Genomic DNA, 12,944 nt, shown 5'->3' on the forward strand with positions numbered 1-12,944 from the left:
CTACTTGAGGCTCTCGCCGATGTGGTGGACGCGGACGAGGTTGGTGGTGCCCGCGACACCGGGAGGGGAGCCGGCCGTGATGACCACGATGTCGCCCTTCCGGCAGCGTCCGATCCTCAGGAGCTGCTCGTCGACCTGCGCGACCATCGCGTCGGTGGAGTCGACGTGCGGGCCGAGGAAGGTCTCGACTCCCCAGGTGAGGGTGAGCTGGGAGCGGGTGGCCGGGTCCGGTGTGAAGGCGAGCAGCGGGATGGGCGAGCGGTAGCGGGAGAGCCGCTTGACCGTGTCGCCGGACTGTGTGAACGCGACGAGGAACTTGGCGCCGAGGAAGTCGCCCATCTCGGCGGCGGCGCGGGCGACGGCACCGCCCTGGGTGCGGGGCTTGTTGCGTTCGGTCAGCGGGGGCAGGCCCTTGGCCAGTACGTCCTCTTCGGCGGCTTCGACGATCCGGCTCATGGTCCTGACCGTCTCGACGGGGTACTTTCCGACGCTGGTCTCGCCGGAGAGCATCACGGCGTCGGTGCCGTCGATGACGGCGTTGGCGACGTCGCTCGCCTCGGCGCGGGTGGGCCGGGAGTTGTCGATCATCGATTCGAGCATCTGGGTGGCGACGATGACGGGCTTGGCGTTGCGCTTGGCCAGCTTGACGGCGCGCTTCTGGACGATGGGTACCTGCTCCAGCGGCATCTCCACGCCGAGGTCTCCGCGGGCCACCATGATTCCGTCGAAGGCGGCGACGATGTCGTCGATGTTGTCGACGGCCTGCGGCTTCTCGATCTTGGCGATGACGGGGATGCGGCGGCCTTCCTCGTCCATGATCCGGTGGACGTCCTCGATGTCGCGTCCGGAGCGTACGAAGGAGAGGGCGATGACGTCGACGCCGGTGCGCAGGGCCCAGCGGAGGTCGTCCACGTCCTTGTCGGAGAGTGCGGGGACGGAGACGGCCACGCCAGGGAGGTTGAGTCCCTTGTTGTCGGAGACCATGCCGCCTTCGACGACGCGGGTGTGGACCCGGGGCCCTTCGACGGCGACGACGTCGAGGGCCACGCGGCCGTCGTTCACGAGGATGCGTTCACCGGCGGTGACGTCGGCGGCGAGTCCTTCGTAGGTGGTACCGCAGATGTGGCGGTCGCCTTCCACGGGTTCGACGGTGATGGTGAAGTCGTCGCCGCGTTCAAGGAGTACGGGTCCTTCGCGGAAGCGGCCGAGGCGAATCTTCGGGCCTTGAAGGTCGGCGAGTACGCCGACGCTTCGGCCGGTTTCGTCGGAGGCTTTGCGCACGCGGTGGTAGCGCTCTTCGTGATCGGCGTAACCGCCGTGGCTGAGATTGAGGCGGGCCACGTCCATTCCGGCTTCGACCAGTGCCTTGATCTGGTCGTACGTGTCGGTGGCGGGCCCCAGGGTACAGACGATCTTTGCTCGGCGCATGCTTCGAGCCTAGGGCTTACCCGCGGGTAGAGAATTGGTCGGGCGTGACTACTCAACAACCTTTGCGTGAAGCCTTATTGACAAGTGTTGAATTGTGCGGGGCGGCGCTCCGATGAGCGCTCCACTCGGGCGGGATGGCTGTCGAATCCTTTTCGGTGGAGGCTCCGGCGGGTGGCGTCGTATGCCTTTGCGGTGCGGCGGGGGCGGCGGCTCCGAGGCGGCGCCCGGGCCCCGGCAGCGATGCCTCGCGGGGCGGGCTGCCGGGGCCGTCCGGGGCGGGAGCGGATCGGCCGGGGTCGGGGGTTCCCCGTCCGGTCCGGTCCCGGGCACGGCCTAGAGCTCGGGGGGGTGCATGGTGAAGCGGGCGTTGACCTGGGCCGTGACGGTCTGGCGCTGGGGTTCCAGGTCGAGCGGCGGGGCCATTTCGGTGGCTTCCGCCGCGAACGCCATGCGCATGCCGCCGGCGGCGGGGGGCGGCCCGCCGTACGGCGCGGGGTTCTCCGCGCCCAGGTCGGCCAGTTCCACGAGGGCGGCGAGGCGGGTGCCCAGGGCTTCGGCGTATTCGCGGGCCCGCTGAACGGCTTCCTTGACCGCCTGTCGCCGGGCCTCGCCGTGGGAGGGCGAGTCGGGCCGCAGCGCCCACCAGGGGCCGTCGACCCGGATCAGGTCCAGGTCTGCGACGCGGGTGGTGAGCTCTCCGAGTGCGGTGAAGTCGGAGAGTTCGGCGGTGATGTGGACGCGGCCGTGGTAGGCGCGGATGCGTTCGCCGCGGCCGTGCCGGGTGAGTTCGGGGCTGATGGAGAACGCGCCCGTCTCCACTTTCTCGACGGCCTCCCCGTAGGACTTGACGAGTTCCAGCACCGTGTTGTTACGGCGTGTCAGGTCGTCCAGGGCGCTGCGGCGGTCGGTGCCCCGGGCGCTGACGGTGATGCCGATGCGGGCGATCTCGGGGTCCACCTCCAGCCGGGCTTCGCCGCACACGGCCAGCCGTGGCGCTTCGGTGGTTCCGTACGGCAGGTCATTGGTCATGGCAGGCGGCTCCCTCGGGGGCACGGGGTGGTCATCGGATCGAAACCTGGCAGGACTATTCCAGGATGCCGCCTCTGCGTCAGAATCTACGCGCGTTGTGCACTGAACGAAGGAGATCAAATGCCGCTGGACCGTAGGACGTTCCTGGAGCGCTCGGCCGCCGCCGGGGCCGGTGCCGCCCTCACCGGGGCCGTCGCCGTCCCCGCTCAGGCCAAGGGGCGCCCGCCGAAGCGGTACTCCTTCACCGTCATGGGGACCACCGATCTGCACGGGAACGTCTTCAACTGGGACTACTTCACCGACCGGGAGTTCGACGACAAGGCGCACAACGACGTCGGTCTGGCGAAGATCTCCACCCTGGTGGACCAGGTCCGTGAGGAGAAGGGGCGCCGCAACACGCTCCTGATCGACGCGGGCGACACGATCCAGGGCACCCAGCTGTCGTACTACTACGCCAAGGTCGACCCGATCACCGCCGCGCACGGCCCCGTGCACCCCATGGCGCAGGCCATGAACGCCATCGGCTACGACGCCGCGGCGCTCGGGAACCACGAGTTCAACTACGGCATACCGGTGTTGCGGAAGTTCGAGGACCAGTGCGACTTCCCGCTCCTGGGGGCGAACGCGCTGGACGCGAAGACACTGCGGCCGGCCTTCGCCCCGTACAGCATGCACCGGCTGTGTACGCCGCACGGGCGGGATGTGCGGGTCGCGGTCCTCGGGCTGACGAATCCTGGCATCGCGATCTGGGACAAGGCGAACGTCACGGGCCGGATGGTCTTCCCCGGTCTGGAGGAGCAGGCGGCCAAGTGGGTGCCGAAGCTGCGTTCGATGGGGGCGGACGTGGTGATCGTCTCGGCGCACTCCGGCTCCAGCGGTACGTCGTCGTACGGTGACCAGCTGCCGTACATCGAGAACGCGGCCGCTCTCGTGGCCGAGCAGGTGCCGGGCATCGACGCGATCCTCGTCGGGCACGCCCACACCGAGATTCCCGAGTACCGGGTGGCCAACAAGGCGAGCGGCAAGGAGGTCGTGCTGTCCGAGCCGCTGAAGTGGGGCCAGCGGCTCACCCTGTTCGACTTCGACCTGGTGTGGTCGAAGGGACGCTGGACGGTGGAGAGGGTCGCCGCGAAGGTGCTCGACTCCAACACGGTCGCCGAGGACCCGAAGATCACTCGGCTTCTCGGTGATGAGCACCGGAAGGTCGTCGCGTACGTCAATCAGGTCATCGGCTCCTCGACGGCGGCCATGTCGACGGCCGCGGCGCCGTGGCGGGACGAGCCGATCATCGATCTGATCAACCATGTGCAGGCGGAGACGGTGCGCGCGGCGCTGGCGGGCGGGTCGTACGCGTCGCTGCCCGTGCTCTCGCAGGCGTCCTGCTTCTCCCGGACGGCGGGGATCCCGGCCGGCCAGGTCACCATCAAGGACGCGGCGGGGCTGTATCCGTTCGAGAACACCCTGGAGGCGCGTCTGCTGACGGGCGCGCAGTTGAAGGACTATCTGGAGTTCTCCGCCCGGTACTACGTGCGGACGCTGGCGGGCGCGCCGGTCGACACGTCGAAGCTGACCAACGCGGAGGGGATCCCGGACTACAACTATGACGCGGTGTACGGGCTGACGTACGAGATCGACATCGCGCGGCCGTCCGGTTCGCGGATCGTGAACCTGTCGTTCGAGGGGAAGCCGGTCGACCCGGCGGCGCGGTTCGTGCTGGCCGTCAACAACTACCGGGCCAGTGGCGGCGGCGCGTTTCCGCATGTCGCGGGTGCGCAGCAGGTGTGGTCGAACTCGGACGAGATCCGCAACACGATCATCCAGTGGGTGCGGGCGAAGGGGACGGTGGACCCGGCGGAGTTCGCGTCGGTGGGCTGGAGGCTGACCCGGGAGGGTGCCGCGGTCTTCGAGTGATGCCTTCGGGTGCCGGGTGCCCGGATGTCCGCCTGTGCGGGGGTCCGGGCACCCGGCTTTCCGGCCGGGTGTGCGGCGGCGTGGTGTGAGGCGGCGTGGTGTGCAGTGGCGTGGCGGGGGGGCCTCGCGGTGCGGGCTAGCGTTCGAGCGGGGTGAGCGCGGTGGCCTGGCGGGGTACGGCGGGCGCCCCGGGCCGTTCGAGGCCGAAGGTGGTGAACGCGGTGCGGCTCGGCAGGGGGTACAGCTCCTCGCCGGTGAGCGAGTTGAGGATGGTGGCGCTGCGCCAGGCGGCCAGGCCCAGGTCGGGGGCGCCGACGCCGTGGGTGTGGGTTTCGGCGTTCTGGACGTAGACCGAGCCGGTGACCGACGGGTCGAGGTCGAGCCGGAACCGATCGTCGACGCGCGGGCGGTCGGCGGAGTCGCGGCGCAGGTAGGGGTCGAGTCCGGCGAGGATCCGGTCCAGGGGGCGTTCGCGGTAGCCGGTGGCGAGGACGACCGCGTCGGTGGTCATGCGGTCGCGGGTGCCCTGCTGGACGTGTTCGATGTGCAGCTCGACCTTGGTGGTGGCGACGCGGCCGGCGGTGCGTACCCGGACGCCGGGGGTGAGGACGGCGTCGGGCCAGCCGCCGTGCAGGGTGCGGCGGTAGAGCTCGTCGTGGATGGCGGCGATGGTGCGGGCGTCGATGCCTTTGTGGAGCTGCCACTGGCGGGGGACGAGGTCGCCGCGTACGTGTTCGGGCAGGGCGTGGAAGTAGCGGGTGTAGTCGGGTGTGAAGTGCTCCAGTCCCAGTTTGGAGTACTCCATGGGGGCGAATGCCTCGCTGCGTGCCAGCCAGTGGATCCGTTCGGCTCCGACGGGGCGGGCGCGCAGGAGGTCGAGGAAGACCTCGGCGCCGGACTGGCCCGAGCCGATCACGGTGACGTGTTCGGCGGCGAGGAGCCGTTCGCGGTGTTCCAGGTAGTCGGCGGAGTGGATGACGGGGACGGTGGGGGCTTCGACGAGGGGTCTGAGGGGGTCGGGGACGTACGGTTCGCTGCCGACGCCGAGTGCGATGTGGCGGGCGTGGACCCGGCCGAGGGCTTCGGCCTCGCCGTCGGGGTCGACCTTGGTGTAGTCGACCTCGAAGGCGTCGCGTTCGGTGTTCCAGCGGACGGCGTCGACCTGGTGGCCGAAGTGGAGGTCCGGTACGTGGTCGCCGACCCAGCGGCAGTAGGCGTCGTACTCGGCGCGCTGGATGTGGAAACGCTCGGCGAAGTAGAAGGGGAAGAGCCGGTCGCGGCTGCGCAGGTAGCTGAGGAACGACCAGGGGCTGGAGGGGTCGGCGAGGGTCACCAGGTCGGCGAGGAAGGGCACCTGGAGGGTGGCGCCCTCGACGAGCATGCCGGGGTGCCAGTGGAATGCGGGGCGCTGGTCGTAGAAGGCGGTGGTCAGGTCGCGGGGTGCGCCGTGGGCGAGGGCGGCCAGGGAGAGGTTGAACGGGCCGATGCCGATACCCACCAGGTCGAGGAGCTCGGTGTCCCCCCGCGTCCCCTGGGCGCCGGGGGAGGGTTCGTGCTGGGGTGTGCCGGTCATCGGACGGGGCTGCCTTCCACGAGTGCGGTACGTGCGGGTGACAGCGTGTACCGGTTCCGGTGCGCTTGGTTCCGGTGCGGGGCCATCTCAACCCGAAAGGGGTACGTGGGCGGGCAGTGGCGGGGCTTGGCCGGCCGGGGCTGCTATGGCGTCCCGGCCGGCGGCCGTGTGCGCGGGGTGGCGGGTCAGCCTTCGCGGACCCGCAGGGCCCGGCGCAGGTCGTCGAGCCGGTCGACGAGCTGGCGGCGCAGGGCCGGGGTCAGGTCGCCGCTCGTGAGGTGTTCGTCGCCGAGGCGCAGGGTGTCGGCGTCGACGGCGTGGGCGGGGAAGGCGCTGCGGCCGGCGGCGGTGGCGATGGCGGGGCCGCGGCGGGCCGCGAGGGCGGTCGCGTCGGGGAAGAAGCGCGGTACGTAGGCGCCGACGAGTTCGGCCTGTTCGGGCTGCCAGAAGCCTTCCGCGGTGGCGGTGAACAGGTAGTTGGACAGGTCGTCGGTGGCGAACATCCGTTCCCAGGCGGCCTTCTTGGCCTCGGGGGTGGGCAGTGCGGCGCGGCAGCGGGCGGCGCCCTCCTGGCCGGTGGCGCTGGGGTCGCGGTCGAGTTCGGCGGCGATGGCGTTCTCCTCGACGGCGCCGAGGACGGCGAGCCTGCCGAGGATGCGCCAGCGCAGTTCGGGGTCGAGTTCGGGGCCGCCGGGGACGCTGCCTTCGGCGAGCCAGCCCTCCAGGACGCCCGGCCGGTCGGCGGCGTCGATGTAGTGGCGTACGGCGGTGAGGCGCAGGCCGGGGTCCTTGCCGTCCTCGGTGCGGCGGATCAGGTCGCGGGTGAGGTCGGTGAGCAGGGCGAGGGCGGCGGGGCGGCGGTCGGCCGGCAGGTAGCGGTCGGCGACGGCGGTGTGGGCGAAGCCGAGGACGCCCTGGACGATGGCGAGGTCGGGTTCGTGGGGCAGGTGGGCGCGGGCGGCGTCGAGGTAGGCGAGGGGTGCCAGTTCGCCGTCGCGGACCATGTCGCGGGCGGCGTTCCAGACGACGGCGCGGGTCACCGGGCCGGGGATGCCGGACAGGGCGCGTACGGCGGTGTCCCAGGAGGCGGGGTCGAGGCGGACCTTGGCGTAGCTGAGGTCGCCGTCGTTCAGGACGACGAGGGCGGGCCGGGGGCCGGGGATGCGTGCGGGGCCTTCCTGGGGCACGTCGGCGTCGAGGCGGTCGCGCAGGACCAGGCGGTCGGCGTCGGCGAGGTCGTGGTCGTAGACGCCGACGACGATGCGGTGGGGGCGGCTGCCGGCCCGGTTGATGGCGAGGGTGCCGGTGGCGGGGTCGTAGGCGGGGGTGAGGGTGTCCACGCCGGTGGTGCGCAGCCATGCCTGGGCCCAGCCGTGTACGTCCCGTTCGGTGGCGGAGGCGAGGTTGTCGATGAAGTCGGCGAGGGTGGCGTTGCCGAAGCGGTGCCGGGCGAAGTGGGTGTTGATGCCGGCGAGGAACTCCTTCTCCCCCATCCAGGCGACGAGCTGCCGGAGGGCTGAGGCGCCCTTGGCGTAGGAGATGCCGTCGAAGTTCAGGAGGGCGGACGCGGTGTCGGGCACGGCTTCCGGGTCGGGTGCGACGGGGTGGGTGGAGGGGCGCTGGTCGGCGTCGTAGCCCCATGCCTTGCGGACGACTCCGAAGTCGACCCAGGTGTCGGGGAAGCGCGTGGTGGCCTCGTTGATGATCTGGTAGCCCATGTATTCGGCGAACGACTCGTTGAGCCAGATGTCGTCCCACCACTTGAGGGTGACCAGGTCGCCGAACCACATGTGGGCCATCTCGTGGGCGATGACCATGGCGCGGGTCTGGCGCTCGGTGACGGTGACGGCGGAGCGGTAGACGAACTCGTCGCGGAAGGTGACCAGGCCCGGGTTCTCCATGGCGCCGGCGTTGAACTCGGGGACGAAGGCCTGGTCGTACGAGTCGAAGGGGTAGGGCTCGTCGAACTTCTCGTGGAACCGGTCGAAGCACTGGCGGGTGACGTCGAGGATCTCGTCGGCGTCGGCGTCCAGGTAGGGCGCGAGGGAGCGGCGGCAGTGGATGCCGAAGGGCAGTCCGGCGTGTTCGGTGCGCACGGAGTGCCAGGGCCCGGCGGCGACGGCGACGAGGTAGGTGGAGATGAGCGGGGTGGCGGCGGCCGTCCAGCGGCCGTCGTCCCCGCGTGTGGTGATGCCGTTGGCGAGGACCGTCCAGCCGTCGGGAGCGGTGACGCCCAGCTCGAAGACGGACTTGAGGTCGGGCTGGTCGAAGGCGGCGAAGACCCGCTGGACGTCGTCGAGGAACAGCTGGGTGTAGACGTAGGTCTCGCCGTCGGTCGGGTCGGTGAAGCGGTGCATGCCCTCGCCGGTGCGGGAGTAGCGCATCGAGGCGTCGATCCGCAGCTCGTGTTCGCCGGGGGTCAGGGTGAGGGGAAGCCGGTTGTCGTCGAGGGTCTCGGGGTCCAGGGGCTGCCCGTCGAGGGTGGCGGAGCGCAGGGTGGCGGGCCTCAGTTCGACGAAGGTGTCCCCGGCGGTGCGCGCGGTGAAGCGGATGAGGGTCGCGGAGTCGAAGGTGTCGTCGCCGGTGGTGAGGTCGAGGTCGACCGTGTACCGGTGGACGTCGAGGAGCTGGGCTCGGGTCTGCGCTTCGTCGCGCTTCAGTACGGGCATGGGGGCCATGCTGCCCGATGAGGCGGGCAGTGGGCACGGGAGTTCCGCTCTGAGCGTGCCGGAGGGGCCCGGGCCCGCCGGTCGCGGGGTCGTGGCCCTCGTCCGCGTCGGCGGGGAGCGGCCGTCCCGCGGCCGGGTGCGGGTCCGCCCGGGGCCGCTGGCGGCCGGGCGGCCGGCCTCAGGCCCCCCGGGGCCGACCGGGCTCCGGGTGAGGGAGCCGGGCCGGCTCAGGCAGCCGGGCCGTCGGTGAGGGCGGCGAAGGCGGCGGTGATCTCCGGGCGGCCCGCGCCGTCGGCGATCAGCGCGTGGAGCAGCAGCCGGGCTTTGGGGGCGTCGAGGTCGGCCGCCGGGATGAGGCCCCGGCCGAGGAGGTCGTGTTCGGAGCCCGGCCCGCGGTAGGTGTGGCTGAGCAGCGGGCCGGAGCCGGTGCGGGAGGCGAGGACGACCGGCATCCGGGCGGCGAGGGCGGTGAGGGGGTCGACCAGCCAGGCCGGTACGTGCCCGGCGCCGAAGGCCGCGACGACCGCGGCGTCGAACCGGTCGTCCACCGCTTCGAGCAGCTCCCCCCGGTCGCCCGGGGAGAGCGTGACGAGGGCGACCCGCGCCGGGTGGCGCAGCCGCAGGGGGCGCGGGTGCAGGGGCCGCGCGGGGCGCAGCAGGACCCGGGGGGTGCCCTCCACGATCGTTCCGAGGGGTCCGGCACCCGGGGAGGCGAAGGTGGCCACGGAGGTGGTGTGCGTCTTGCGTACGTGCCGTGCGGCGTGGATCTCGTCGGCGAGGACGGCCACGACGCCCAGGCCGCGGCAGTGGGGGTCGGCGGCGACGGCGATGGCGCCGGCGAGGTTGGCGGCTCCGTCGGCGCCCGGCAGGTCGGGGCGGCGCATGGCGCCCGTGACGGCGACCGGTCGGGTCGTCGGGCAGGTCAGGTCGAGCAGGAAGGCGGTCTCCTCCAGGGTGTCGGTGCCCTGGACGACCACGACACCGGAGCCGGCGTCGACCGCTTCGCGGACCTCGCCGGCGAGTGCGGCCAGGTCCTCGAAGGCGAGGGAGGAACTGGGCAGGCGCCGGAAGTCCCGCAGCTCGGTCCGTACGCCGTCCGGGAGGGCCGCGGCCCCCAGCACCTGGGCGCCGCCGAGCCGGGAGGAGTCCCCGCCCCGCGCGGATATCGTGCCGCCCAGGGTGAAGACGGTGACGCGGGCGGGCGGGGTCACGGCCGTCCCCGGGGTGCGGAGCCGCCGGCGATCGTCTCGTGGTGGCGGATGACCTCGGCGATGATGAAGTTGAGCAGTTTCTCGGCGAACGCCGGGTCGAGGTTCGCGCTCTCCGCGAGCTGGCGCAGCCGGGCGATCTGGCGGGCCTCGCGGTCGGGGTCGGCCGGGGGGAGTTGGTGCTGTGCCTTGAGGTGGCCGACCTGCTGGGTGCATTTGAACCGCTCGGCCAGCATGTGGACGACCGCGGCGTCGATGTTGTCGATGCTCTCGCGCAGCCGGGTCAGTTCGGTGCGGACGGATTCGTCGATGTCGCTGGTGCTCATGGTCAGCGAGCTTAGACGGGGCCCGTGGCGAGGGTGGGCGGGTGGGCGGGATCGGGGACGCGGGTGCTCCAGCCGCCGGGTACCGAGCGGCTCTGCTGTGCGCGGAAGCGGGTGGGGGCGGTGCCGACCCGGCGGGTGAAGAGGCGGGAGAAGTAGGCGGGGTCGTCGTAGCCGACGCGTCTGGCGACGGCGGCGACCGGCAGGTCGGTGGTGGTGAGGAGTTCCTTGGCGCGGCCCAGGCGGATGCCGAGCAGGTAGTCCTTGGGGCTGCAGCCGGCGCCGCGCCGCACGGCGGTGCGCAGTTCGGCGGCGGTCATGCCGTGCCGGGCGGCGTGCTCGGCGACGGTGAGGGGCCGGAAGGCGTCGCGGGCCAGGGCGTCGAGGACCGGGGCGCCCTCGGCGGTGGTGTCGGCGCGGGCGCGGCGCAGTGCGACGAGCAGTTCGTGGACGGCGGCGGCGGTCTCCACTTCGAGCAGGGGGTTGCCGCGCCGGGCGGCTCTGGCGATGCGGCCGACGGCGGTGCGGGGGGCGGTGGCGTCGGAGAGCGGGACGACGGGGCGGTCGGGTTCGATGTAGCCCAGTTCGGTGTAGGTGGTGGTGGCGGGTCCGGTGAAGTCGACGAAGCTCTCGTCCCATCCGCCGGTGGGATCGGGGGCGTAGTGGTGGGGGACGCCGGGGGTCAGCCAGAGCAGGGCGGGGGCGGTGACGGCCGTGCGCCGTCCGTCGGGGCCGCGGTACCAGCCGCTGCCGGCGTTGATGAGGACGGCGACGTGGTGGTCGAGGGTACGGGGGCCGACGGTGGGCAGGACGCCGTGCTGGAGGCCGACGCCGAGGCAGACCAGGCCGAGGCGCAGATGCGGCGGGCTCGGCGTGAAGTAGCGCATCCAGGTGTGGTACATCCGTCACCCCTTCCGCTCATGACAGGTCACGGCTGCGTGTGCATCGTTTACGTCCAAACAGCGCCGATCTTTGTCCATGGACGGGCCTGCCGCCAGGGGGCGAGGGTGGCTCGCGGCGAGCGACCGACGGAGGGTGCGATCGTGCCGGAGTTCACGGTGGGTGATGAGGACTTCCTGCTGGACGGGCGGCCGGTGCGGCTGCTGTCCGGGGCGCTGCACTACGTGCGGGTGCACGAGGAGCAGTGGGGGCACCGGCTGGCGACGCTGCGCGCGATGGGCCTGAACTGCGTGGAGACGTACGTGCCGTGGAACGTGCACGAGCCGGAGCCCGGGTGCTACCGGGATGTGGGGGCGCTCGGGCGTTTCCTGGACGCGGTGGCGGCGGCGGGGCTGTGGGCGATCGTGCGGCCGGGCCCGTACATCTGCGCCGAGTGGGAGAACGGTGGTCTGCCGCACTGGCTGACGGGACGGCTGGGACGCCGGGTGCGGACGGACGACGCGGAGTTCCTGGTGCATGTGGGGCGCTGGTTCCGGACGCTGTTGCCGCAGGTCGTGGCGCGCCAGGTCGACCGGGGTGGTCCGGTGCTCATGGTGCAGGCGGAGAACGAGTACGGGAGCTACGGCTCCGACGCGGGCTATCCGCGGCATGTCGCCGACCTGCTGGAGGACTGCGGGGTGGGCGTGCCCCTGTTCACCTCGGACGGGCCGGAGGACCACATGCTGACCGGCGGCTCGATCCCGGGCGTTCTGGCCACGGTGAACTTCGGGTCGGGGGCGCGTGAGGCGTTCGCGACGCTGCGGCGGCACCGGCCGCGCGGGCCGCTGATGTGCATGGAGTTCTGGTGCGGCTGGTTCGACCACTGGGGGGACGAGCACGCCGTACGGGATCCGGGGGACGCGGCGGAAGCGTTGCGGGAGATCCTGGAGTGCGGGGCGTCGGTGAACGTCTACATGGCGCACGGGGGGACGAACTTCGCCGGCTGGGCGGGGGCGAACCGGTCGGGTGTTCTGCACGACGGGGCGCTGGAGCCGACGGTGACGTCGTACGACTACGACGCGCCGGTCGACGAGGCGGGTCTGCCGACGGAGAAGTTCCGGCTGTTCCGCGCGGTGCTGGAGGGGTACGCGGACGGGCCGCTGCCCGATGTGCCGCCGCCGCCCGTGCGGCTGTCCGCCGCGGTGTCGGCGGCGCCGTCGGGGTGGGCGTCGATGGACGCCGTCCTGGAGGCGCTGGGCGACGGGGAGTGGGACGGGCCGGTGCCGCCGTCGTTCGAGGAACTGGGGGTGGATCGCGGGCTGGTCCGCTACCGGGTGGAGGTCCCGGGGCCCCGCCGGCCGTATCCGTTGTCCGTCACGGGGCTGCGGGACCGTGCGGTGGTGTACGTGGACGGGGAGCGGGTGGGGGTGCTGGACGCCGAGGAGGCGGCCCTGGCGGAGCCGGTGGCGGGCCCGGCCGTGGTGGAGCTGTGGGTGGAGTCCCTGGGCCGGGTCGGTTACGGGCCCCGGCTGGGCGAGGCGAAGGGCATCACGGGCGGGGTCCGTCACGAGCGCCAGTATCTGCACGGGGTACGGGCGCGGGGCCTGCGGCTGGACGCCTTCACGCCCGGCGCGGTGGCGAAGGTGCCGTTCGCGCCCGTGGCGGGGCGGGGGCCGGGCCTGTACCGCTTCGTCGTACGGCTGTCCGGTGCGGGGGACGCGGCGCTGGAACTGCCGGGCTGGACGCGCGGGTTCGTGTGGGTCAACGGCTTCTGCCCGGGGCGGTACTGGTCGGCGGGGCCCCAGCGGTCGCTGTTCGTCCCGGGGCCGGTGCTGCGGGAGGGCGCCAACGAGGTGTGGGTGCTGGAGCTGGAGGACGCCGGCTCGGCGGTGCGGCTGGCCTGAGGGCCGTCGGGGCGGAGCGG

Annotated in this window: 9 protein-coding genes; 2 read left to right on the forward strand and 7 right to left on the reverse strand. The window is 72.2% G+C overall.

The window, feature by feature from the left end; translation table 11 throughout:
• On the reverse strand, positions 1–1,428 hold the full coding sequence (pyk, locus tag PUR26_RS21450) for a pyruvate kinase (protein WP_329874061.1): 1,428 nt from the start codon (positions 1,426–1,428) through the stop codon (positions 1–3).
• A gap of 333 nt (positions 1,429–1,761) precedes the next feature.
• Positions 1,762–2,457 carry an SIMPL domain-containing protein gene (locus tag PUR26_RS21455; protein WP_329874062.1) on the reverse strand — a complete coding sequence of 232 codons (696 nt, stop codon included), beginning with the start codon at positions 2,455–2,457 and terminating at the stop codon, positions 1,762–1,764.
• Positions 2,458–2,577: 120 nt separating this feature from the next.
• Here PUR26_RS21455 and PUR26_RS21460 point away from each other — a divergent pair, with 120 nt between their 5' ends.
• On the forward strand, positions 2,578–4,368 hold the full coding sequence (locus tag PUR26_RS21460) for a bifunctional metallophosphatase/5'-nucleotidase (RefSeq protein ID WP_329874063.1): 1,791 nt from the start codon (positions 2,578–2,580) through the stop codon (positions 4,366–4,368).
• Between the two features lie 136 nt (positions 4,369–4,504).
• Here the strand turns inward: PUR26_RS21460 and PUR26_RS21465 are convergent, their stop codons facing one another.
• The 5 genes from PUR26_RS21465 to PUR26_RS21485 all read right to left on the reverse strand — a co-directional run bounded on the left by PUR26_RS21465 (position 4,505) and on the right by PUR26_RS21485 (position 11,043).
• Positions 4,505–5,941 (reverse strand): lysine N(6)-hydroxylase/L-ornithine N(5)-oxygenase family protein, encoded by a 1,437-nt coding sequence (locus PUR26_RS21465; RefSeq protein ID WP_329874064.1) that lies wholly within the window; start codon positions 5,939–5,941, stop codon positions 4,505–4,507.
• Between the two features lie 185 nt (positions 5,942–6,126).
• On the reverse strand, positions 6,127–8,610 hold the full coding sequence (pepN, locus tag PUR26_RS21470) for an aminopeptidase N (protein ID WP_329874065.1): 2,484 nt from the start codon (positions 8,608–8,610) through the stop codon (positions 6,127–6,129).
• Positions 8,611–8,837: 227 nt separating this feature from the next.
• Entirely contained in the window at positions 8,838–9,821 is a 984-nt protein-coding gene (locus PUR26_RS21475; protein WP_329874066.1) for an asparaginase, read from the reverse strand.
• A complete protein-coding gene (locus PUR26_RS21480) occupies positions 9,818–10,144 on the reverse strand; it encodes a chorismate mutase (RefSeq protein ID WP_329874067.1) in 327 nt (108 codons plus the stop codon). The genes PUR26_RS21475 and PUR26_RS21480 overlap by 4 nt, the downstream gene beginning before the upstream one ends.
• Positions 10,145–10,155: 11 nt before the next feature.
• Positions 10,156–11,043, reverse strand: a complete 888-nt coding sequence (locus PUR26_RS21485) for a helix-turn-helix domain-containing protein (RefSeq protein ID WP_329874068.1) — start codon at positions 11,041–11,043, stop codon at positions 10,156–10,158.
• Between the two features lie 141 nt (positions 11,044–11,184).
• On the opposite strand from PUR26_RS21485, the gene PUR26_RS21490 reads away from it, so the two are divergent.
• Positions 11,185–12,924: a glycoside hydrolase family 35 protein gene (locus PUR26_RS21490; protein ID WP_329874069.1), complete on the forward strand. Its 1,740-nt coding sequence runs from the start codon at positions 11,185–11,187 to the stop codon at positions 12,922–12,924.
• Positions 12,925–12,944: the final 20 nt, after the last annotated feature.

It is taken from the genome of Streptomyces sp. SP18CS02, from assembly GCF_036322365.1.
In the GTDB taxonomy this organism is placed as follows: domain Bacteria; phylum Actinomycetota; class Actinomycetes; order Streptomycetales; family Streptomycetaceae; genus Streptomyces.